Annotated in this window: 21 protein-coding genes; 10 read left to right on the forward strand and 11 right to left on the reverse strand. The window is 69.8% G+C overall.

Going from position 1 to position 22484, the window contains the following annotated elements:
• Positions 1–245 precede the first annotated feature (245 nt).
• The 3 genes from NA3_RS05285 to NA3_RS05295 all read left to right on the forward strand — a co-directional run bounded on the left by NA3_RS05285 (position 246) and on the right by NA3_RS05295 (position 1763).
• Positions 246–785, forward strand: a complete 540-nt coding sequence (locus tag NA3_RS05285; RefSeq protein ID WP_227995026.1) for a hypothetical protein — start codon at positions 246–248, stop codon at positions 783–785.
• The gene (locus NA3_RS05290; protein WP_062962448.1) at positions 782–1213 is read left to right on the forward strand and encodes a ferritin-like domain-containing protein; all 432 of its coding nucleotides are present in this window, start codon (positions 782–784) and stop codon (positions 1211–1213) included. The genes NA3_RS05285 and NA3_RS05290 overlap by 4 nt, the downstream gene beginning before the upstream one ends.
• A 121-nt stretch (positions 1214–1334) precedes the next feature.
• Complete coding sequence (locus tag NA3_RS05295) at positions 1335–1763, forward strand: hypothetical protein (RefSeq protein WP_062962449.1); 429 nt, start codon at positions 1335–1337, stop codon at positions 1761–1763.
• Between the two features lie 54 nt (positions 1764–1817).
• Here NA3_RS05295 and NA3_RS05300 read toward each other — a convergent pair whose 3' ends face one another.
• Positions 1818–3575, reverse strand: a complete 1758-nt coding sequence (locus NA3_RS05300; RefSeq protein ID WP_062962450.1) for a proline--tRNA ligase — start codon at positions 3573–3575, stop codon at positions 1818–1820.
• Between the two features lie 58 nt (positions 3576–3633).
• On the opposite strand from NA3_RS05300, the gene yaaA reads away from it, so the two are divergent.
• From yaaA to NA3_RS05315, 3 genes are all read left to right on the forward strand, one after another.
• The gene (gene yaaA / locus NA3_RS05305; RefSeq protein ID WP_062962451.1) at positions 3634–4398 is read left to right on the forward strand and encodes a peroxide stress protein YaaA; all 765 of its coding nucleotides are present in this window, start codon (positions 3634–3636) and stop codon (positions 4396–4398) included.
• Between the two features lie 211 nt (positions 4399–4609).
• A complete protein-coding gene (locus NA3_RS38085) occupies positions 4610–6616 on the forward strand; it encodes a three-helix bundle dimerization domain-containing protein (protein WP_218021770.1) in 2007 nt (668 codons plus the stop codon).
• A gap of 86 nt (positions 6617–6702) precedes the next feature.
• The gene (locus tag NA3_RS05315) at positions 6703–7098 is read left to right on the forward strand and encodes an ankyrin repeat domain-containing protein (RefSeq protein ID WP_062962452.1); all 396 of its coding nucleotides are present in this window, start codon (positions 6703–6705) and stop codon (positions 7096–7098) included.
• A 25-nt stretch (positions 7099–7123) separates the two neighbouring features.
• Here NA3_RS05315 and NA3_RS05320 read toward each other — a convergent pair whose 3' ends face one another.
• The 4 genes from NA3_RS05320 to NA3_RS05335 form a co-directional block, all read right to left on the reverse strand.
• On the reverse strand, positions 7124–8584 hold the full coding sequence (locus tag NA3_RS05320; protein ID WP_062962867.1) for an MFS transporter: 1461 nt from the start codon (positions 8582–8584) through the stop codon (positions 7124–7126).
• A 132-nt stretch (positions 8585–8716) separates the two neighbouring features.
• Positions 8717–9976, reverse strand: a complete 1260-nt coding sequence (gene cobA / locus NA3_RS05325; protein WP_062962453.1) for a uroporphyrinogen-III C-methyltransferase — start codon at positions 9974–9976, stop codon at positions 8717–8719.
• Positions 9977–10046: 70 nt separating this feature from the next.
• Complete coding sequence (locus NA3_RS05330) at positions 10047–10601, reverse strand: LGFP repeat-containing protein (RefSeq protein ID WP_062962454.1); 555 nt, start codon at positions 10599–10601, stop codon at positions 10047–10049.
• 194 nt (positions 10602–10795) lie between these two features.
• Positions 10796–11203: a PPOX class F420-dependent oxidoreductase gene (locus tag NA3_RS05335; RefSeq protein WP_062962868.1), complete on the reverse strand. Its 408-nt coding sequence runs from the start codon at positions 11201–11203 to the stop codon at positions 10796–10798.
• Positions 11204–11292: 89 nt separating this feature from the next.
• Here NA3_RS05335 and NA3_RS05340 point away from each other — a divergent pair, with 89 nt between their 5' ends.
• A complete protein-coding gene (locus NA3_RS05340) occupies positions 11293–12261 on the forward strand; it encodes a poly(ethylene terephthalate) hydrolase family protein (RefSeq protein WP_128145364.1) in 969 nt (322 codons plus the stop codon).
• A 2-nt stretch (positions 12262–12263) separates the two neighbouring features.
• Here NA3_RS05340 and NA3_RS05345 read toward each other — a convergent pair whose 3' ends face one another.
• Positions 12264–13604 carry a DoxX family protein gene (locus NA3_RS05345; RefSeq protein WP_227995449.1) on the reverse strand — a complete coding sequence of 447 codons (1341 nt, stop codon included), beginning with the start codon at positions 13602–13604 and terminating at the stop codon, positions 12264–12266.
• Between the two features lie 395 nt (positions 13605–13999).
• Between NA3_RS05345 and NA3_RS05350 the strand changes: the two genes are divergently transcribed.
• The 3 genes from NA3_RS05350 to NA3_RS05360 all read left to right on the forward strand — a co-directional run bounded on the left by NA3_RS05350 (position 14000) and on the right by NA3_RS05360 (position 16894).
• Positions 14000–15136, forward strand: coding sequence for a phosphotransferase family protein (locus NA3_RS05350; RefSeq protein ID WP_062962456.1), 1137 nt, complete (start codon positions 14000–14002; stop codon positions 15134–15136).
• Positions 15137–15144: 8 nt separating this feature from the next.
• Positions 15145–16275: an Rv3169 family protein gene (locus tag NA3_RS05355; protein WP_062962457.1), complete on the forward strand. Its 1131-nt coding sequence runs from the start codon at positions 15145–15147 to the stop codon at positions 16273–16275.
• 109 nt (positions 16276–16384) lie between these two features.
• Positions 16385–16894, forward strand: coding sequence for a hypothetical protein (locus NA3_RS05360; protein WP_128145365.1), 510 nt, complete (start codon positions 16385–16387; stop codon positions 16892–16894).
• A gap of 93 nt (positions 16895–16987) precedes the next feature.
• Here the strand turns inward: NA3_RS05360 and NA3_RS38090 are convergent, their stop codons facing one another.
• The 5 genes from NA3_RS38090 to purN all read right to left on the reverse strand — a co-directional run bounded on the left by NA3_RS38090 (position 16988) and on the right by purN (position 22416).
• Entirely contained in the window at positions 16988–17362 is a 375-nt protein-coding gene (locus NA3_RS38090; RefSeq protein ID WP_063917339.1) for a cobalamin biosynthesis protein, read from the reverse strand.
• A 148-nt stretch (positions 17363–17510) separates the two neighbouring features.
• The gene (locus NA3_RS05370) at positions 17511–19010 is read right to left on the reverse strand and encodes a cobyrinic acid a,c-diamide synthase CobB (RefSeq protein WP_062962459.1); all 1500 of its coding nucleotides are present in this window, start codon (positions 19008–19010) and stop codon (positions 17511–17513) included.
• Positions 19011–19023: 13 nt separating this feature from the next.
• A complete protein-coding gene (cobO, locus tag NA3_RS05375) occupies positions 19024–19638 on the reverse strand; it encodes a cob(I)yrinic acid a,c-diamide adenosyltransferase (RefSeq protein WP_062962460.1) in 615 nt (204 codons plus the stop codon).
• 84 nt (positions 19639–19722) lie between these two features.
• The gene (locus NA3_RS05380; RefSeq protein ID WP_227995020.1) at positions 19723–21765 is read right to left on the reverse strand and encodes a magnesium chelatase subunit D family protein; all 2043 of its coding nucleotides are present in this window, start codon (positions 21763–21765) and stop codon (positions 19723–19725) included.
• 54 nt (positions 21766–21819) lie between these two features.
• Complete coding sequence (gene purN, locus NA3_RS05385; protein ID WP_062962462.1) at positions 21820–22416, reverse strand: phosphoribosylglycinamide formyltransferase; 597 nt, start codon at positions 22414–22416, stop codon at positions 21820–21822.
• Between the last annotated feature and the right edge of the window lie 68 nt (positions 22417–22484).

The raw sequence follows: 22484 nt of genomic DNA on the forward strand, positions 1-22484 counted from the left end.
CGAGTCGGCCCGGGTCGGGTCCGGTTGTGCGCCCACGGTCCGGAGACGGCCTCCGCTTCGCCGAATCCGACCGGCCGCCGCGCCGCGCCGCGTCCGTCCGGACGCATTCCTCGGCGGGTCCGCCGGCGGAGCTACCCGGGCTCAGCAGGGCGGACGGACGACAAGCCCGGCGGGAACGATCGCGAGCGGGGCGAGTCGGCGGGCTGGGCGCGGGGGCGCGCGGTGATCACTGGCACGATGTAGGCGTGCCCAGCCGTCTCGATGTGATTCCGGTGCCGCCGGATCGGACCGTTCACCCCCGCCTCGACCGCCGCTCGCTGTTGCGCTCGGCCGGAGGTGGCGTGGTCGCGCTCGTCGCCGTGAGCGCGGTCGCGGCCTGTTCGGACGACAAGCCGTCCGCACCGGATGTGCTTGTGTCGCAGGAGGAATCGGCCCGGACCGACGCGGTGTGGGCGAAGGCGGCCATCGCCGCCGCACCGGAGCACACCGCCGCGCTGACCGTCGTCGCCGCGCAGCGTGCCCAGCACGCCGATGCGCTGCGCGCCGAAATCGACCGCGCCGTAGGCGTATACGGCGACGGGACGAAACCGAAATCCGCGACTCCCCCGGTCGTCGAACCCCCTGCCCCCGCCCCGCCGCCGACCGTCGCCGCGCTGCGTGCCCGGCTGACCGACTCCCAGCACTCCGCGGCCGAGCTGGCCGCAACACTGTCCGGATATCGCGCCGGCCTGATCGCCTCGATCAGCGCCTGCTGCGGCACCCACGTGGCGGTGGTGCTCTCGTGAGTACCGATCAGCAGGCGCTGCTCGACGCGCTGAACGCCGAATACACCGCGGTCTACGCCTACGGCCTCATCGCGGCCTACGCGTCCCCGGAGCGGGCGAAGGTCGTCGCCGAGTTCACCGCGGCCCACCGCGCCCGCCGCGACGCCACCGTCGACGCCCTGAAGGCGGCCGGTGCGAGTGTCCCGGCGCCCGCCGCGGCCTACACCCCGCCGTTCCCGGTCGACGATCCCATCCCCGCGGCCAAACTCGCCGTCACCGTGGAAACCGACACCGCGGTGGCCTGGCGCGCGGTCGTCGAACACTCCACCACCGCGGATCTCCGCCGCACCGGCACCGAGGCTCTCACCGAATGCGCCACCCGCCTGGCCACCTGGCAGTCGATCCTCGGCGTGAATCCCGCGACCACACCGTTCCCGGGCCAGCCCTGAGCCCGCAGCGGCCACGACCGGTCGCCCGCGTCCTCGCGCACCGCGGGGCTGTTCGACGCACCGGTAGCGTGATCGCGGCGTGCGGCGGATGCTGCCGGGATACGTCGGAGGGAGAACGGGAATGGCCGTGGGGATGCGACGGATCGGTGCGGCGCCGGCCGCGGGGGCGCTCGGATCGCTGCTCGCCGTGAGCGGGGCGGGCGCCGCCGTCACGGGCGTGCACGTCGACGCCGGGCCGGACGGATTGCGAACCGGATGTTCCGCCACGCTGACCGCGACGGTCGACACCCCCGTGCCGGACGGCGGCACGGTGACGTTCATCGACAGCGGCGGGTCGGTCCCGGGTAACGGCGAACCCATCGCGGGGACGCCGGTCTATCACCCCGAGAACGGCACGGTGACCATGGCGTGGACGCCGAAATACACCGGGCGGCAGAACATCACGGCACAGCAGTTCGAGCCGGGGAGTTACACGTCGAGCAGCTATATCACCGTCGACGTGGTGGGCAGCGGCCTGAACACCGGTAGCTCCTGCCTTCCGTTGCCGTAGCCGCCGTTCACCACCGGGGTGCACCCGGCCGGGGCGACCGGGTGCCGCGGGCGATCAGCCGCGAATCTTCGCGAGCACCGTATCGACGGCCGCGGCCGCCGGGATGTCCTCGGATTCGCCGGTGAAGCGATTGCGCAGCTCCACCTTGCCGTCGGCCCAGCCCCGGCCGATGACGAGAACCCAAGGCATGCCGAGCAATTCGGCATCCTTGAACTTGACGCCGGGTGAGGCGGTGCGGTCGTCGAACAGGACGTCCAGGCCCTGGGCGTCCAGGCCCGCGACGACCTCCTCGGCGCCGGTGCGGGCCGCCTCGTCCTTGTTGGCGATGACGACGTGCACATCGAAGGGGGCGACCTCGGCCGGCCAGCGCAGCCCCTTCTCGTCGTGCATCTGCTCCGCGATCACCGCGACCATCCGGGAGACGCCGACCCCGTAGGAACCCTGGACGAGCCGGACCGGTTTGCCGTTCTCACCCAGCACGTCCACCTCGAAGGCGTCGGTGTACTTGTAGCCGAGCTGGAAGATGTGTGCGATCTCGATCCCGCGCGCCGAGTGCAGCACACCGCGGCCGTCGGGCGAGGGGTCACCATCGCGCACCTCAGCGGCCTCGATGGTGCCGTCGGGGGTGAAGTCGCGGCCCGCGACGAGTCCCACGACATGTTTGCCGGAGGCGTCGGCGCCGGTGATCCACGACGTGCCGGTGACCACACGCGGGTCGACCAGATAACGAATGCCGTTGTCCAGCAGCGCCTTCGGGCCGATGTAGCCCTTCACCAGGAACGGGTTGGCGGCGAAGTCCTCGTCGGTGAGCAACTCCACCTCGGCGGGCTCGAGGCTCGCGCCGAGCCGCTTGGCGTCGACCTCGCGATCACCGGGTACGCCGATGCCGACGATCTCGGACTTGCCGTCGGGGTGGCGCAGCTTCACCATGACGTTCTTCAGCGTGTCGGCGGCGGTCACCGGGCGGCCGTACTGTTCGGCGATCCCGGCGTCGTTGGCCCAGTCGACCAGGGACGCGATGGTCGGTGTGCCCGGCGTGTCGTGCACGACGGCGGCCGGCTGCCCCTCGACCGGGATCTCCGGCGGCGCGGGCGTCACCACGGCCTCCACATTGGCCGCATACCCCGATTCGCGGCAGGTCACATAGGTGTCCTCACCGATCGGGCTGCTGGCCAGGAATTCCTCCGAGGCGCTGCCGCCCATCGCACCGGAGGTGGCGGCGACGATCACGTATTCGATCCCGAGCCGGGCGAAGATGCGCTGATATGCCTGGCGGTGCGCGGCGTAGCTGGCCTTCAGGCCGTCCTCGTCCAGATCGAAGGAATACGAGTCCTTCATGACGAATTCGCGCCCGCGCAGAATGCCGGCGCGCGGCCGTTCCTCGTCGCGATACTTGGTCTGAATCTGGTAGAGCGTGACCGGCAGATCCTTGTACGAGTTGTATTCACCCTTGACCGTCAGGGCGAACAATTCCTCGTGGGTGGGTCCGAGCAACATGTCGGCTCCCTTACGGTCCCGCAGGCGGAAAAGGCTGTCGCCGTATTCGGTCCAGCGATTGGTGGTCTCGTACGGCTCGCGCGGCAGCAGCGCGGGCAGCGAGATCTCCTGACCGCCGATCGCGTCCATCTCCTGGCGCACCACGTCCTCGATCTTGCGCAGCACCTTCAAACCCAGCGGCAACCACGAATAGACGCCCGGCGCGATCCGGCGCACATATCCGGCGCGGACCAGAAGTTTGTGGCTGGGCACCTCGGCGTCGGCGGGATCGTCGCGCAGGGTGCGCAGGAACAGGTGCGAGAGACGGGTGATCACGGATGCACAGACTAGCCGCTGCTGCGTGGATGCCTGCAGGGCATTACCGTATCGGCTCGTGCTGGTGATTCTGCCTCCTTCCGAAACCAAGTCCGACGGCGGAAATCTCGGTCCGCTCGATCTGGATTCTCTGTGGTTACCGCAGCTCACCACGGTGCGGGACAAGCTGATCACCGAGCTGATCGAATTGTCCGCGGACCCGGAGGCCGCGCGGGTGGCATTGGGGCTGGGAAAGGCGACCGGCGCGGGCGCGGAAGGTTTGCAGACCGCGCTCACCCGCAACGCGTCGCTGCGGACCGCCTCGACCGCGCCGGCGCTGCGGCGCTACACCGGAGTGCTCTACGACGCGCTCGACGCCGATTCGCTGACCAAGACGCAGCGCGCCCGCGCGGAGGCGCGGCTGGCGATCGGTTCGGCGCTGTTCGGGGTCGTGCGCGCGGGGGATGCCATTCCGGGGTATCGGCTGTCGGGCGGTTCGAAACTACCGGGCCTGCCGACGCTGGCGTCGTTGTGGAAGCCGGTGCTGGCCCCGGCATTGCGGGAGGCGACCGCCGGTCAGCTGGTCGTCGACCTGCGGTCGGGGACCTATCAGCAATTGGGGCGGCTGCCCGGCGCGGTGACCGCGACCGTATTGACCGAACGCCCGGACGGCAGCCGCACGGTGGTGAGCCATTTCAACAAACATCACAAGGGGCTGCTGGCGCGGGCCCTGGTGTCGACTCGCGCCGAGCCCGGCGATATCCGCGCGCTGGCGCGGATCGCCGAAAAGGCCGGGCTGCGTGTGGAAATCGCGTCGTCGAGCGAACTGCTGGTCCTCACGTGAGTGAATTCTCGGTGACCGCCGACGTAATTCGAGCCGAATAGCGCCTGCCCAGCCACGGGAACAATCACCGAAAAACGCCTCTCCACCAGCGCATTCCACAGCCATCAGGGCGAAACACGGTCGCACGGAACGGGCATTCCGGCTCGCTATCGTAACGTCGGCGCGGCCGGCCGACCGCTGCCGTTGGGATGCGATGGGCGAGGAGTTCGGCGTGGGTGACGCCACCGACCGTGAAGAAAAGGCACTGCGTCAGTTGACCGATCGGCTGGTCGACCATTACGGCAGCAGCCATTCCCCGGAATTGGTAGAGGAAATGGTCGGCCAGGTGCGCCGGCGCTTCGACGGCCATGCCGTGCGCGATTTCGTGCCGATTCTGGTGGAACGCATCGTGCGCCGCGAATTGCAGCACACTCCACCGCAACGTAAGGCAGACGACCGGTCGCACGAGTTCGAATACGCTGCCGCGCCGGTTGTTCCGGAACGGGTCTCGGCGCCGTCGCTCGAGGCCACCGCCGACGCCGCGTCTGCCGACGACATGCCCGCGCCTGCCGATCATGTCCCGAGCGTCATCGCGGAATCTGCGACCGAAACCGTCGCGGACGACGCCGACGCCTCGGAATCCGCATCCGGCGAGGCTGATTCGCCGCGCACCGGCGACACCGCACACATCGGCGATATCGCGCACACCGGCGACACACCGCACGCCGGCGGCACAGCGGCCGAATTCCGCGACGAGTCCTCGCCCGCCGACGCGACCGACTCGCAGCAGCCCGCGCCTGGGACCGACCACCCGGCGTCCGTCGACAGCGGAAACGCGAACACCGACCGGCCCGATACCGATGTCATCGAAAGCAGTACGGATCACCGCGATTCGCTTCCCGCTGCAGCCGCTGAGGCTCCGACCGAGTCCGCGGCGGACGAGCGGAAAGACCTCACCGCGCCGGCGGATTCCGCGACATCCGAAGTCGCGGTCGCACCCGGCCACTCCCCCGTCGAACCGACCGCACCGGAGACCGTGGCCGCCACACCGTACGCGAGTGACGTTGCGACGGAGCCGGAATCGAGTTCCCAGGCGGCGACGAGCCCGGCCTCCACGGGAGCGGGCACACCGGGCCTGGTGACCGCGCTGCGGCAACCACGGGTCCTGGCCGTCGCGGCAGCGGTGATCGTCGTGGTCGTCGCGCTGGTGGTGGCCTTCGGCTTTCGCAGCGGCGACAGCGGCTCCCCCGCCACCGCTCCCGCGCTGATCACCGCGCACGGCGTGGTCGGCTCCGAGAAGATGGGCTTCTTCACCGATCCGCGCGTGGTGGACGCACTGGCGCGCAAGGGAATCCGGCTGGAGGTCGACCCGGCCGGGTCGCGGCAGATCGCGACGTCGGTGAAGCTGGACGGTGACGACTTCGCCTTTCCGTCGAGCAGCCTTGCCGCCGAACGAATTCAACGCGAACGCGGGATCACCGCGAAGTACACGCCGTTCTCCTCGCCGATGGTGGTCGCCAGTTTCCGGCCGATCGTGGACCTGCTCGCCCGCGCGGGAATCGCCCGCCCGGGGACCGTGCCCGCCTTCGATATGCGGCGGTACCTCGATCTCACTCAGCAAGGCGCCCAGTGGGATCAACTGGAAGGCAACACCGCCTATCCGGTGCGCAAGAACGTGTTGATCTCCACCACCGATCCGCGGACCTCCAATTCGGCGGCGATGTATCTGGCGGTGGCCGCCTACGTCGCCAACGACGATGCGATCGTGCAGGGTCCGGCCGCCGAGAATTTCGTGCTCTCGAAGGTGTCGCGGCTGTTCACCAAACAGGGGTACACCGAGAATTCCAGCGCGGGTCCGTTCGGCGAATACCTCACCGCCGGAATGGGTCCCACGCCCATGGTGTGGGGCTACGAATCGCAGTTCGTGGAGGCCGCCGTCGCCGGCAAGCTGCCCGCCGACGCGGTGATGCTGTACCCGTCTCCGACGGTCCTTTCCCGGCACACCCTGGTCCCGCTGACCGCGACCGGCGACCGGGTCGGACAGCTGCTGAGCACCGATCCGGAACTGCAGCGCCTGGCCGCCGAGCACGGCTTCCGCACCGCCGATCCGTCCCAGTTCAGCGCCGTGACCGCCGAACACCACATCCCGGTCGCCCCGGATGTGGTCGATGTCGTCGACACTCCGACCTACGACACCCTCGAACACCTTCTCGACGGGGTCGCGCGCTCCTACAACTGATCGGGCTCGGGCACCGCTCGCCCGGTCTCTCGAACGACAGGTCGCCGGTTCGCCGGATCGTCGCACGGCCGTGGTAGTAATGGCCCGTGGCTACCGACGGCGTGGATCCGGACCTGGTCGAACTGGCGACCAAGCTCTTCGAGCTGGCCCGCACCGGCGAGGCAGCGACGCTCGCGGCGTATATCGACGCGGGTGTCCCGGTGAATCTGAGCAACGACAACGGCGACACCCTGCTGATGCTGGCCGCCTACCACGGGCAGCAGGCGGCCGTCACCGCCCTGCTCGAGCGCGGCGCGGATCCCGATCGCGCCAACGACCGCGGCCAGACCCCGGCCGCGGGAGCGGTGTTCAAGGGTGAGGACGAGATTCTGAAGGCCCTGCTGGCGGCCGGGGCCGATCCGAACGCGGGCACACCGTCGGCTCGGGAATCGGCGACCGTCTTCGGCAGAACCGAACTACTGGAACTGTTCGACCGCCGTTGAGACGCTCGATCGCGGGCCGCGACGCCTACACCTGCTGCGCTTCCTCCTGCGCGTGCTGGGCTTGGGCGAGTTGCTGCGGGGTGTAGCGCAGCGTGAGCACCAGCAGCCCGATGATCACGGCGCCGATCGCGCAGATGAGCAACACGAACGTATAACCGCTGGACAGCGCCGCGACCTCGGTGGGCGTCAGATTCGAGGTCCGATCCGTCCGGCCGCCGAGCGACAGTGTGCGCGAGGCCGCCAGCGGCGTCAGCAGCCCGACCGCGAACGGGGTGCCGAGGGTGAGAATCATCTGGCCGATCGCCGACAGCGGGCCGACCTCGTTCACCGGTACGCCCACCAGCAGGCACAGCGGCCCGACCACGATCACGAAGCCGATCGCCATACCGACCACCGCCAGCAACACCAGCAGCGTCGGCAGGTAGTCGACCGAGCGATCCAGGGTGGAGCCGAAGAACAGAGCCCCGGCCAGCACGGCCGCCGCACCCGCCAGCAGCCAGCGCGGCCGGATCATCAGCGCGGCCTTGGACGCCACGCCGGTGCCGATGCCGGCGCCGATGGTGAACGGGATCGAGGCCAGACCGGCGACCAGCGGGCTGTAGCCGACGACGTTCTGCAGGAACTGCGCGACGAAATAGGTCATCGCACCGAGGACACCGGAGCCCAGCAGCAGCGCGATGAACGTGATCGAGCGGTCCCGATCACGGAAGAGGGTGAGCGGCAGCAGCGGATTGACGGCGGACCGTTCGGCCAGCACGAACGCCACCAGCAGCAGCAATCCGGCGATCAGCGCGCCGATGACATACGGGCTGGTCCACCCGAGATCGGGTCCCTCGGTCGCACCGAATACCACGCCGACGCAGCCCAGGGTGCCGAGGAAGGCGCCGCGCACGTCGAGCGGCAGCCGGTGGTGGGCCGAATCGTGCAGCTGGAAGGCCGCGCCCAGGATGATCAACAGCCCGATCGGGACGTTGATGAGGAAGATCAGCCGCCAATTCCATTCGGCGAGAGCGCCGCCGACGACGAGACCACCGACCGACCCCACCCCCATCATCGAACCGAAGATGGCGATCGCCTGATTGCGCGGCGGTCCGGGTGCGAAGGTACTGACCACCAGCGCCATCGCCACGGGTGCGGCGATCGCGGCGCCGGTGCCCTGCAACGCTCGCGCGAAGATCAACATGGCCTCGTTCTGCGCCAGACCACACAGCAGTGAGGCGAGGGTGAAGAACGAAACCCCCAGCAGCAGCATCTTTTTGCGACCGAACGAGTCGCCGAGGCGTCCACCCAGCAGCATCAGCCCGCCGTAGGTGAGACCGTATGCGGTCACCGTCCAGGCGCTGCCCGAACTGGTCAGGCCCAGATGACGTTGGAGGGCCGGCAGCGCCAGGATCACGACGGTGCCGTCCAGCACGACCATCAACTGCAGGCCGGACAGGACCAGGATCGGCAGCCCGAAGGCCCGCTTCGTCACCGGATATTGCATCGTCGCAGCGGGGTTCTCGAGCACAGTGACTCACTGTAACGGATATCGGCACCGGCCAGCCGCGTGCGTACTCGCGCTGTCCGCGGGCCGCTCGACCGGGCCGTGCCCGTGTGCCGGGCACACACCGCGGGCCTAACCGGCCTGCTCGACGGCATCCGGCGCGCCCGCGGTGAAGCCCGCGGTCGGGCCGACGACGATGATCGCCGGCGGCCGGATGCCCTCGGCGCGGACGCGGTCGGCGACCGTGGACAGATCCGCGCGCACGATCCGCTGGGTGCGCAGGCTGCCCTCCTGGACGACGGTGACGGGCGTGTGGGCGGGGCGGCCGCCGTCGACGAGTGCGGTGGCGAACTTCTCGATGCGTTCCACGCCCATCAGCAGCACGAGGGTGCCGCGCAGGCGGGCCAGGGCCGGCCAGTCCACCAGCGAATCCGGGTGATCGGGCGGAATGTGCCCGCTCACCACCACGAATTCGTGGGTGACACCGCGGTGGGTCACCGGAATGCCGGCCAGGGCGGGTACCGAGATGGCGGAGGTGACGCCGGGAACCACGGTCACCGGCACCCCGGCGTCCACGCACGCCTCGAGTTCCTCGTAGCCGCGGCCGAAGACGTACGGATCGCCGCCCTTGAGCCGGACCACGAATTTGCCTGCCTTGGCGCCCTCGACGAGCGCGGTGTTGATCGCCTCCTGCGCCATCGCCCGGCCGTACGGGATCTTCGCCGCGTCGACGACCTCCACATGCGGTCCGAGTTCGGCGAGCAGTTCCGGCGGCGCCAGCCGGTCGGCGACGACAAGATCGGCACGGGCGAGCAGCCGGCGGCCGCGCACGGTGATCAGATCGGGGTCGCCGGGCCCACCGCCGACCAGCGCGACACCGGGTGCCACGGGCTCGGAATCGTCGATGACCACGCCCGACTGCAGGGCTTCCAACAGCGCGGTCCGCACCGCGGCCGAACGACGGTGCCGTCCACCGGCCAGCACCGCGAGGGTCAGCCCGTCGTAGCGGGCGGTGGCCGGGGTCACGGCGGTGCCGAGCCGGGCGTTGTCGGCGCGCACGCAGAAGATGCGGCGGCGGGTGGCCTCCTCGACCACGGCGGCATTGGTCTCCGGCTCGTCGGTGCAGGCGATCGCGTACCAGGCGCCGTCGAGATCACCGTAGGCGTAGGCACGCTGGGAGATGCGCAATTGACCGGAGGTGGCCATCGCCTCCACCGCGGGGGTGACCGTCCGGCTGATCACCTCGATATCTGCCCCGCTCGCGATGAGCAGTCCGAGCCGGCGCTGAGCTACCGAGCCGCCACCCACGACGACGACGCGGCGGCCGGCCAGATCGAGCCCGACGACATAGTTCGGGTCACCGGATTGCTGGTCGTCTGTCGTATTCGGCACAAGGTTTCAGCCTACGGCGTGGCCGGATGAACTCCGCAATCACCCGTCGCGACGCCGGAGGCCCGGAAGATCAGGGCTTCCAGGTGATCCGGCCGCCCTGGAAATCCTGGGCCTTGCCACCGTTGTAGTCGTATTCGTCGCTGGTGGGCAGGCCGTAGCGGCCGCGGTCGGCGTTGTTGCCGTTCCAGATGCCGAGGATCGAACCCCAGACCGGGTGCGCGCCGGTACTCGCCGACCAGAAGATAACGCCGCCGGGGAACTGGTTGAAGCGGGCCTTGCCGTCCTTGCCGGCCTGGGCCTCGTCGGTGAGCGGGAAGCCGAGCGCGCTGTTCTCCCAGCCCATCGAGCCCCACTTGTCGCGGATCAGGCCGCCGATCGCATGAGCGTCGGTGCCCACCGACCAGTAGATCGAGGAGCCGCGGTCGAAGACCTGGAATTTGCCGCCGTTCGCGTCGAATTCCGGTCCGGTCGGGTTGCCGAAGAAGGCGGCGCCGCCGGCACGGTCGTATTCCTTCTCGATCGCCCCGCCGACGTCGAACGCGCCGACCGGCCGGGCGGCGGCGACACCGGCGCCCGTGCCGGTGAGCACTGCCAGTGCGGCGGCACCCGCGGCTGCCGCGCGCATCGCGGCCCGGTGCGTCGTACCTCTACTCTGTCTGCGACCTGACGAAGCCACGTGAAACTCCCTCTACCTGCGAAGTCGACGCGACGGAAGCTGTCGCTCCCGCCATCCTGCAGGGGTTACACCGGCTCTGCAACGCTCGCCGTATCACAGTCGAGACTCATCTCACAGAATTACACGAGGTGAATTCGGTCGCATCAGAGGCGGCCGTTGATCCGCTCCGGGGTCACCCGCACGATCACTCGCTCCGCGTCGTCGACGGAGGCGGGATTGAATTCGATGTAGGGCAGGCCGGTGTATTTCGCCGACAGCCGGTCGGGCAGCGTCTTGGCGGGATCGGGAGTGACGGTGGCGGTGCCGCGGATCTCGGCGTAGACGTACGGATTGTCCGGCGGGTTGATCATGATCGTCACCCGCGGGTCGCGCACCACGTTCTTGTACTGCCGGCGCGAGACGGTGGTGGAGTACAGCAGGTCCTCCCCGTCACGCAGCAGCCAGGTGACGGTCAGATGCGGCTGCCCGTCGCGGCCGATCGTCGCGAGCGTGGCGAAAACCTTTGTGTCGTCGAGGATCTTCTTCAGGTCGTCGGAGAGTTCAACACTCATGCCACGGCACAACCGGGTGCCGCACACGGTCATTCCCGCCGGCCGTGTTTTTCGTCCCGGTACGTTCGGCGCGGATCTATGCTGCGACCATGCGACGACCGGTGCTGCAGGTTCTGACCGTGCTGGTGACGGTCGCGGTCGCCGCCGCGGTGGCCGCCACCGCGTATGCGGCCGACCCCTATCGTGCGAGCGGCCCGACCGAGGCCCGCTACTCGGAGCCGGGGCCGTGGCAGGTCACCGAGCACTACGGATTCGGGTGCTGCGACAGCACCGGCGCCGCCTACGACATCTGGTATCCGGCCGATGTGGCCGCGCGCGGCCCGCGGCATCCGATCATCACCTGGGGTAACGGCACGGCCGCCCAGCCTCGCCAGTACGCCTATCTGTTGCGGCATCTGGCGTCGTGGGGTTTCGTCGTGATCGCGACCGAGAATCGCAGTACCGGCACGGGCGTGGATATCGCCGGGGCGGCACGGTATCTCATCGAGCGGGCCGCCGATCCGGCGAGCGTGTTCCACGATCGGCTCGACACCTCGGCGATCGGGGCGGTGGGTCATTCCCAAGGTGCCACCGGGGTGCTCAACGCGATGATCGATTCCGGCGGGCTGATCCGCACCGCCGTGCCGATCGAGTTGCCCGCCCAGTCGTTCTGCTCGAAGCGGTTGAGCTGCGCCGACACTCGCCGCCTCGGTGGTGGTTCGGTCTTCTTCGTCAACGGCTCCGACGACGCGCTGATCTCCCCGTCGCAGACGCTGTGGGCACTTCCGGGCCTGCAGTCCAACCAGGATTACTACGAGGCCACGCCGGCGTCGGTGACGAAGGCGTGGGGCACCCTGGTCGGCCCCAACCACAACGACGTCCAAGGTCAACCCGACTGCGCCCGCGCCTCGTCGCCGTGCACCGACGGCGTGTACGGCTACCTCGGCTATCCGACCGCGTGGCTGGCGGCCCGGCTGTGGGGATGTGCCGGGGCGGCGGCCGCCTTCGCCCCCGGCACCGGGGAGTTCTATGCCCCGAACCCGCACTGGGGCAACCAGATCGGCGCGACGGCCGGCTGAACTCACCCCTCGGGTGCGTCCTGGATCCAATGGAATCCGCGGCTGCGTTGCGGGAAGGCATCCGGATCCTGGCGCCGGAAGGTCACCGTCACCGGATGCCCGTCCAGATCTCCGGTGAACCGCAGCCGGTCCGATCCCTGCTGTTCGTAGGCGAAGCCGCCGGAGATCACGGATGGCTGGTCGGCACCGGGCGCGGCGTGCAGGTCCAGTCGATGTGCTCCGGTATCGACCCGCACCTGTAACGGCACGAACGTCCCGTCCATCCGCTGATACTGCATGACCCCGTCGACGTCGAACACCGCGCGCTGCCACCGGTCCCGGTCGGTGAGCAGCGGCGCGATCGGCTGCCCGTCGCGGCTGAATTCGTCGACCTGCCAGATCCCGTACAGCGGCGGTTTCGTCCGGCCCGGGCCCTCGTCCCACAACTGCAGGCTCACATGGGCCAGGGCCACCGCAACCCAGACCCCGATGCCGGCCTGCACCAGCGCCGCGACCCCTCGTGCCCGGCGGGTGCGGAACGGGTACGGCGCCGTCGAGCGCGCGACCGGGCGATCGAGCACCAGTACGTCCAGCAGCCGTCGCGCCTGCGGCGCGAGCAGCACCATCGACATCAGCATCAGATGCCCGGACAGGATCTTCACCGGCACGTCGAAGGTCATGTTCAGCACGGACACCTGCGCCATGCTCACCAGTGTCAGCATCGCGCCGACCGTCGCCGTGCGCGGAATGAAGAGCAGAACGCCGGCCAGCAATTCGGCGGCGCCGAGCAGAATCTCGTAGGCCGGGCTCATTCCGACCTGGTTCCACAGCACCCCCATCGGCGTCAGATTGCCGTAGGGCTCCAGCAGCGTCGACAGCATCGGTTCGGGCATCTGCGTGGGGATGACCTTGGCGAACCCGTAGTTGAGCATCTGACCGGCCACACACAACCGGAGGAACAGCAGGAACCAGCCGGCCAGCCGCCGGTAATCGGTGCGACGGCGGTCCAGCAGGGTCCAGATCAGCGTGCCCGCGACGGCGACGACCAGGATGCAGAACACCAGCACCCACAGGATCGTCTGATCACCGCTGCCGTTGGGACTCAGCACCGGGTGCACCCCGAAGACCGTGCGGCCCACCCACTCCAGCACCGGGCGCAGCAGCCGCGGTTGCCACAGCACCGCGTCGGCGTCGAGCCAGCGGCCGAACCAGCCGCTGAAGGCGAAGACGATCTGCGGATAGATCAGGCAGAACAATCCGAAGTACAGGAAGGTGAACCGGAAGGCCACGCGGGTGAGCGGTTTCCAGCCCGACGCCGCCTCGGATTCGTATTCCAGCTGCGGTGGTTCGGCCTGCGCCACCATGACACTCACTACCCACTCCTCTCCCCGAACGGTCCTACGCACAGACAGTGCCGCCGAAGCGGCCGGGTGCGCGGATCGGTCCCCGACGTTACGAGGACCTGCGGCCGAAGTCCTCAGGGCCGGACCCCGATTCCCCGGTACTCCGCGCGGCGTACGTGGCAGCACGAGTACCGGGGGTGGTCCCCGAATCACCACCGTCGCCTCGATCGCGCGCGGCGCGGGCAAACCGGATCCCGGTCAGCGGAACGGCGGAAAATTCGCCACCGATTTCGCGCCACCGCGCACTAGAACGCGTTACATTTCATCCACACGCCGCCCGCGCCGGGCCGGACACCGCCGTGCCTGAGCGTAAAGAGTTGGCGCACAGACCTTTTCATCCCGTCAGGAGGTCCGATATGTCGGGCGAATCCGATACCGACCCCGGGCAGCGGCGGCAACTGACCACCAGCGCTCGTGATCTCGACGAACTCGCCGAGCGACTCACCCGCTGGCTGGCCGGCAAGCTCACCGGCACCACCGCGCCGGTGGTCACGGGGCTGTCGCGGCCGCAGGCGGGCGGCATGTCCAGTTCCTCGGTGATGTTCGAGGCGAGCTGGGAGCGCGAGGGCCGCACCGAGACCGGCTCGTATGTGGCACGGATGCCACCGGAGGAGGGCTCGTTCCCCGTCTTCGAGACCTACGACCTCGACACCCAGTACGCGGTGATGGCCGGCGTCGGCGCGCACAGCGATGTGCCGGTGCCGCGGCTGTGCTGGTTCGAGCCGGACGAATCCGTGCTCGGCACACCGTTTTTCGTGATGGAGCGGGTCCACGGGCGGATCCCGGAGGACAATCCGCCGTACGTGTTCGTCGGCTGGGTCTTCGATGCCACGCCGCAGCAGCGGATGCGGATCACCCACGCCACGGTCGACATCATCGCGAGGGTCCACGCCATCGCCGACCCCACGGCGAAATTCCCCGGCCTGTCCGGGGAAGGATCGTCGCTGCGCCGCCACTTCGACGCTCAGCGCCACTGGTACCGGTGGGCGCTCGCCGACGACGGTTACCGGATCCCGTTGCTGGAGCGCGGTTTCGACTGGCTCGAACAGCACTGGCCCGCCGATCCGGGGCCCGACGTGCTGAACTGGGGCGACGCCCGGCCGGGCAACATCATCTTCGACGAATTCGACCCGGTCGCCGTCCTGGATTGGGAGATGGCCACGCTCGGCCCGCGCGAACTCGACGTGGCCTGGCTGATCTTCATCCATCGCTTCTTCCAGGACATCGCCACCCGCTTCGATCAGCCCGGCCTGCCGGACTACCTGCGCCGCGACGACGTGGTCGCGCGCTACGAGGAGCTGACCGGCCACCGGCTGCGCGATCTGGAGTGGTATCTGGTCTACGCCGCGCTGCGCCACGGCATCGTGATGGCACGCATCAAACGGCGGATGATCCACTTCGGCGAGGACACCGACACCGACGACCGGGACGACTACGTGATGCACCGGGCGGCCCTCGAGGCCCTGCTCGACGGCACCTACCAGTGGGATTGAGGAGACTGATGGCAGGCATCGACGGACATCCGGCCCAGCAGGCGCCGGTTCCGCTGGACGAATATCCGGTGCACCAGACGCCGCTGTCGCTGGCGCGCGCGGCCACCACCGACCGAAACTTCTACGACCGCAACTACTTCAACGCCCACGACCGCAGCGGCGGCACGATGCTGGTCACCGGCTTCGGCGTCTATCCGAATCTCGGCGTGATCGACGCCTACGCCGCGGTGCGCCGCGGCGATACCCAGCGCACGGTCCGGTTCTCGGACGCGCTGCCGCCGCGTGACCTGACCATGAGCGTCGGCGGCTATCGCATCGAGGTGATCGAACCGCTGCGGCGCGTCCGGGTCATCTGCGAGCACGAGGATCTGTCGTTCGACCTCACCTGGGACGGCTCGTTCCCCGCCGTCCAGGAACAGCCGCACCTCATCCACACCGGCAGCCGGCCGATCATCGACGCCTCCCGGTTCGCCCAGGTCGGCTCCTGGTCGGGGACACTGCACGTCGACGGTGACGACATCGCCGTGGACCCGGGGATCTGGATGGGGACCCGCGACCGGTCCTGGGGCATCCGGCCGGTCGGTGAGACCGAACCACCCGGCCGCGACGCGAGCGAACCGGCCGCCGGATTCTGGTGGCTCTACGTGCCGTTGCGGTTCGACGACTTCGCGATCGTGGTGATCGTGCAGGAGAATCCGGACGGTTTCCGCACCCTCAACGACGCCGTGCGGGTGTGGCCGGACGGGCGCGTGGAACAGCTGGGCTGGCCGCGCATTCACATCGACTACCGTTCCGGCACGCGAATTCCCGTCTCCGCACGACTGGACATGACCGCCGGTGACGGCTCGCCGCTGACCGTGGAGGTGCGCGCGCACACCTGCATTCCGCTGCATATCGGCTGCGGCTACGGCGGCGATCCGGATTGGCTGCACGGCCAGTGGAAGGGACGCGACTGGTCCTCGAGCAGCAGCTACGACCTGACGGATCCGGCGGTGGCCGGGCGGATTCCGTGGGGTGTGATCGACCATGTCGGACAGGCCCGGTGTGGCGATGCCGAGGGCTGGGGCCTGTTCGAACACGGCAGCCTCGGCCGCCACGACCCCACCGGCTTCGCCGATTGGACCTCCGTCGCGCCGTAACCCGCGCCCGCTCCGCGTGGCGGGCTCGATGTGAGCTGGATCTCAGGTATCCTCCGACGGATCGACGCCGGGCCGTCGGCCCGGAACGGCACAGCGAGAGGCAGGCACGATGAGCGGATTCCGTGTTTCGCGTGGTTCCTCCCAGGTTTTCCCCGGCTCGGCGCCGTCTTCCGGGCGGGCGCGGCGCGCCCGCACGCGTGCCGGGTTCGCCGTGGCCACCGGGGCGCTGATGGGCGCGCTGCTTCCGGTCGTCGCAGCGGCCCCGGCCGGTGCGACCGTGGCGCCCACGATCGCGGTATCGATGTCCGGATCGGCACTGAGCCCGGTCAGCGGGGCACTGGTCGGCTGCGCCCAGAACGCGGTGGCGACGCTGCGCAACCCCGACGGCAGCCCCGTCACGCACGGCACCGTCGACTTCTTCAGTCACCTCTCCGGGATCAGCGGCAACATCGTCGGCACCGCGCCGGTGGTCAACGGGGTCGCCAGCATCGGCTGGGTGCCCGACCGGCCGGGCGAGCACGTCGTCAGCGCGGTGTACTACGACGGCCTTCCGGAACTGTCACCGGTCGCCGGATACACCATCGTGACGACCGCGAGCCTCGGCGGCGCCTGCGTATAAGGCATTGCGAGACAGCAATTTTCGCATCCACCCGGCCGGATCCGCGCAGTCGCGGATTCGGCCGGATCTCGTTCAGGCCGCCTGTCCCTGCGTTCAATCCTCCTCCGCGACGGCGACCGTCATGGTGCCGAACGCCGTCTTCGGCACGATCAGCCGCCCGCGCCGGCCCCAGCACACCCAGGCGAGCAGCGCGGCCGCTTCGGCGACACTGGGCGTGCCGACCGCGGCGGCCGCACGGTCGCCCGGATGAGGAACGTCGACCCGGGCCAGTTCGTCGGCACCGAATCCGATCACCGGCACATCGAATGCGGCGGCGGCCGCGACGGTGCCCGGCTCTTCTGCCCGCCGATCGATGGTTGCAAGACATCGGATCGCGCCGTCCCCCACCGCTTTCCGTACGGCCGCAACGATGGCATCCGCCGCCGGATCGGGCCGTGACCCGATTCCCACGACCACCGCCCCGCTCATCGGTCCCCGTTTGCCCGGCAACTGATCCACGGCCGGCCGGGTGCGCCGCAACGATCCATTCGGCCCCGGTGCCGGCGAACGAGATCCGCCGCTGCCCGGTTCAGCCGTCCGTCGGCGGGTCGTTTCGAGAGACGCGCGCGCATCGCCGTCACACGCCGGCGCGCGCCGCGGCGAACTGGCTGCACGCCGCAACGAAACGGACTGTGGCCGTGGGATTTCCGGCGGGGTGGGTGTGCAGATAGGACGCATGCACCTGGTACGCCACCGCGCCTTCCCGGACCGCGGTCTCGTCGGTGCGCCATCCCCACGCCGGTGGGTTCGATCCCGTGGTGACCAAGCGGGTGCGATGGAATTCGTGGCCGCGCACACGTTCTCCGGTGCGCCACAGCGCCGAGTCGGCCAGTGCCACCGCATCCCGGTAACCGAGGGTCAGGCGGGGTCCGAATTCGGCGGTGGCATCGAGGACTCCGGCCATGCGGTGCCCGTCCAGCGAACGGGTCAGGTAGAGCAGGCCCGCGCATTCGGCGTGCACAGGCATGCCGCGGGCCGCGGCCTCGGCAACCCCGGTCAACAGCGGCGTATTCGCGGCCAGATCGGCGGCATGTTCCTCCGGGAAGCCGCCGGGTAAGACCAAACCGGCTGTGCCCGAGGGCAATTGCTCGTGCAACGGATCGAATACCGCGACCCGGGCCCCGGCCGCCACCAGCAGTTCACGATGTTCGGCGTAGCCGAAGGTGAACGCCGGCCCGCCCGCCATCGCGATGAGCGGTGCAGGCTCTCGCACCACACTGTCCGAAGCGGACGTCTCCGGCTCGCCGCTCTGTCGCGGCCCTGCCGTCTCCGGGCCGTCGAGGGCGGTCCGGCTCGCGCCGGAACCCCGCCGGTGTGCGTGCGGGGCCGCCGCCGCGACCTCACCGATCGGATCCCACGCGGGCCCGGCCACGTCGGCGGCGGCCAGACGCGCGACCGCGCCCACATCGATGTGCGCGCCGACGAGTTCGGTCATGGCCTCGACCGCGGCGTGCGCCGCGGAGCCGTGCTCGACCGCCGGGACGAGCCCGAGATGCCGTGCGGGAACCGATAATTCGTCCATCCGCGGCAGGGCGCCCAGCACCGGAAGGCCGACCCGGGCGCAGGCGCCGCGCAGCACCTGTTCGTGGCGCGGGCTGCCCACGCGGTTGAGAATCACGCCGCCGAGCCGGATACCACTGTCGTAGGTGGCGAAGCCGTGCAGCAGGGCTGCCAGGCTCTGACTGTGGCCGCGCGCGTCGACGACCAGCAGCACCGGAGCGCCGAGCAGCGCCGCGACCTGCGCGGTCGAGCCCTCGGCGATCGGGGCGGGGTTCTCGGCGTCGATCCGGCCGTCGAACAGGCCCATCACGCCCTCGACCACGGCCACATCACAGCCCGCGCTGCCGTGCCGGTACAGCGGCACCACCCGCTCGGCGCCGACCAGCACCGGATCCAGATTGCGGCCCGGCCGCCCGGCGGCCAGACCGTGATAGCCCGGATCGATGTAGTCGGGTCCCACCTTGAACGGCGCGACCCGATGTCCGGCGCGGCGCAGCGCTCCGATCACACCGGTTGCCAGCGTGGTCTTTCCGCTGCCCGAGGCGGGCGCGGCGATCACCACGGCCGGAGTGGTCATCGGCCGCCCGCCGTCACCACTCGATACCCCGCTGACCCTTGCGCCCGGCGTCCATCGGATGTTTCACCTTGCTCATCTCGGTGACCAGATCCGCCGCGTCGACCAGCGCCTGCGGGGCGTCGCGGCCGGTGATCACCACATGCTGGTTGCCGGGCCGGTTCCGCAGCGTCTCGACCACCTCGCCGACATCCACCCAGCCCCATTTCAGCGGGTAGGTGAACTCGTCGAGGACGTAGAAGCGGTGCTGTTCGGCGGCCAGCCGGCGCGCGATCTCCCGCCATCCGGCCAGGGCCGCGGCGGCGTGGTCGCCCTCGCTGCCCTGTTTGCGGGTCCACGACCAGCCCTCGCCCATCTTGTGCCATTCCACCGGGCCGCCGGTGCCGGTCTCCTCGTGCAGCCGGCCCAGGGTGCGAAAGGCGGCCTCCTCGCCGACCTTCCACTTCGCGCTCTTCACGAACTGGAAGACCGCGATATCGAAACCCTGGTTCCAGGCCCGCAACGCCATCCCGAACGCCGCGGTCGACTTCCCCTTGCCGGGCCCGGTGTGCACCGCGAGCACCGGCTGATTACGCCGCTGGCGAGTGGTCAGCCCGTCGTCGGGAATCGTCTCCGGAACGCCCTTCGGCATCGCTGCATCCTCCTGGTCGAGCACCTATGCATCACATTCCCACATCCGCGCACCCGGCCGGCCGCGCGGGTCCGGAGCGGGCAGTCACGCCGCCACGTGATGGGGCAATCCGGACTTCACCGCGGCGGCGACCGAATCGCCGGTGAGCTCGCCGAGGCGCAGATAGGTGGCGCGCAGTTCCCTGGCGAATTCCGCGGCCAGTCCCAGCCGGACCATGCCGCGCTCGCAGTCGACGACCACACCGGCCACGCCGTCGCGGGCGAGCAATCGGGCGGCGGCACGGGCCCGCGGGATCGGGTCGGCACCGCCGGTGGCGCGCCCGTCGGTGAGCAGTACGACCATCGCGCGGCGCTGCGGATCGCGGACGTGTTCGCGGGCCACCACCTCGCGTGCCTTCAGCAATCCCTGTGCCAGCGGGGTTTTGCCGCCGGTACGCAGATCGGCGAGGCGGCGCACCGCGATATCCACCGAGGAGGTCGGCGGCAGCACCAGTTCGGCTTCGCTGCCGCGAACGGTGATCACGGCGACCTTGTCGCGGCGCTGATAGGCGTCGCGCAGCAGGGCCACCACCGCACCGGTGACCGCCGACAGGCGATCGCGTGCGGCCATCGACCCGGAGGCGTCGACCACGAACACGACCAGATTGCCTTCGCGCCCTTCGCGATACGCGCCCCGCAGATCGGCCGCCTCCAGGGCCAGCGGGCCGCCGACGCGGCCTCGTGCATGCTGATGGGGCGCCGCGGCGAACAGGGTGCCGAGCAGATGCAGCCCGGTGGAGCTGTCGGTGACCGATCGCACCACCCGGCCGTGCCGGGTGTGGGCGCGGGATCGGCGTCCGGGAGCGCCCTCCCCTACTCCGGGGATCTCCCAATGGGGCGGGCGGGCAGCGGAATTCGCCGGGGTGCCCGCACTGCCCTCGCGGGCGCCGCCGCGCGGCCCGCCGCCGGGTGAGTCGGGGCCGTCGTCGTCGGGGCCCTTGTCGCCGGGGCCGTTGTTCTCGGGCCCACCGTCGGTATCCGTACCCGGCTCCCGCTGGTCGCGATCGAACTCGCGCTCGGGGTCGGTGGCCGAATCCGCTGCGGCGCTCGGCGATTCGCTGTCCGCGGCACGACTCTGCTCGGAGCGAGCGCGCTCGGCCTCCTGTTCGGCATCCCGCATGGCCGCGTCGAGTTGTTCGTCGGTGATGCCCGGTTCGTCGAACGGATCGCGCCGACGGCGGTGCGGCAGTGCCAGTTCCGCGGCGATACGCACGTCTTCGGCTGTCACGCAGTCACTTCCGCGCCACGCCGCGTGGGCCGTCGCGGTGCGCGCCACCACCAGATCCGCGCGCATGCCGTCGACGTCGAAGGATGCGCACAGCGCGGCGATCCGGCGCAGTTCGATATCGTCGAGCGCCACCTCGGCGAGGCGTTCGCGCGCGGCGAGAATGCGCTCGGCGACGTCGCGATCGGCCGCGGCATAGGCGGCCGCGAAGCCGGCGGGATCGGCCTCGTAGTCGAGCCGGCGGCGCACCACGGCCATCCGCACGTCCACCTCACGCGAGGCCGCGACATCGACGGTGAGGCCGAACCGGTCCAGCAGCTGCGGGCGGAGTTCGCCCTCCTCCGGATTCATGGTGCCGACCAGGACGAACCGGGCCGGATGCGAATGCGACACGCCATCGCGTTCGATGTGCACCCGCCCCATCGCCGCCGCGTCGAGCAGGACGTCGACCAGATGGTCGTGCAGGAGATTCACTTCGTCGACGTACAGCACACCGTGATGGGCCGCCGCCAGCAGTCCGGGCCGGAACGCCTGCTCCCCGTCGCGCAGCACCCGCTCGAGATCCAGCGATCCCACGACCCGGTCCTCGGTCGCGCCCACCGGTAACTCCACCAGCCGGGCCGGCCGCTGCCCGCCCTCGTCGGCCACCGGCGGCAACAACTGCGCCAGCGCCCGCACCACGGTCGATTTGGCGGTCCCCTTCTCCCCGCGCACCAGCACCCCGCCGATCCCCGGATGCACCGCACACAGAATCAGCGCCAGCTGCAACTGCTCCTGCCCCACCACCGCCGAGAACGGAAACCCCGCCTCACCGTCACGATGCGCGGACACGGCCGATGCGGATTCACCTCGGAAATCGGACACGCCCCCACTGTATGCGCGCCCCATTCCGCCCCCACACCGGGCTGCCCTGTCACGCTACAGCCGCTTGCCCGCCGCGATATCGCGCACCACCCGTGGCAACACCACATGTTCGGCCGCGAGCACCCGCGCGGCCAAGGTCTCGGCGGTGTCGCCCGCCAGCACCGGAACCTCGTGATGCGCGATCACCCGACCGGTGTCGTAGTCGCCGTCGACCAGCTGCACCGTGGGCCCCGTGACCGCGACACCGGACGCCAGCACCGCTTCGTGCACACGCAGTCCGAACATGCCGGCGCCACCGAATCGCGGTAAGGGCGCCGGGTGGATGTTGAGGATTCGGGAATCGAACTGCCCGCGCGTTCGCGGTCCGAGTTTCTTCATATACCCCGCCGTCACGACCCACTCGGCCGCGTGCTCGACCAGAACCGTGCGGATCGCATCGTCCAACGCGCCGGGGTCGGGATGGGTCGCGCCGGAGAGATGCCGTGCGGGGATGCGATTTTCGCGCGCGTAGGCCAGACCCGCGGCGTCACTGTTGTTGCCGATGACGACCGCGATCTCGAAGCCCGCGCCGGGTTCGAGGGAGGCCCGGTGGAGCGCGCGGAGATTCGAGCCATGGTGTGAGACGAGCACGCCGACTCGAAGCGTTCGCACACCTCGCAGTTTCCCACAGCCACACGAGGTACGGCGGCAAGGTTCCCGTCCGCCGAATACGCTGGGCG

Origin of the sequence: Nocardia africana NBRC 100379 (assembly GCF_001612635.1) — a bacterium.
GTDB lineage: Bacteria > Actinomycetota > Actinomycetes > Mycobacteriales > Mycobacteriaceae > Nocardia > Nocardia africana.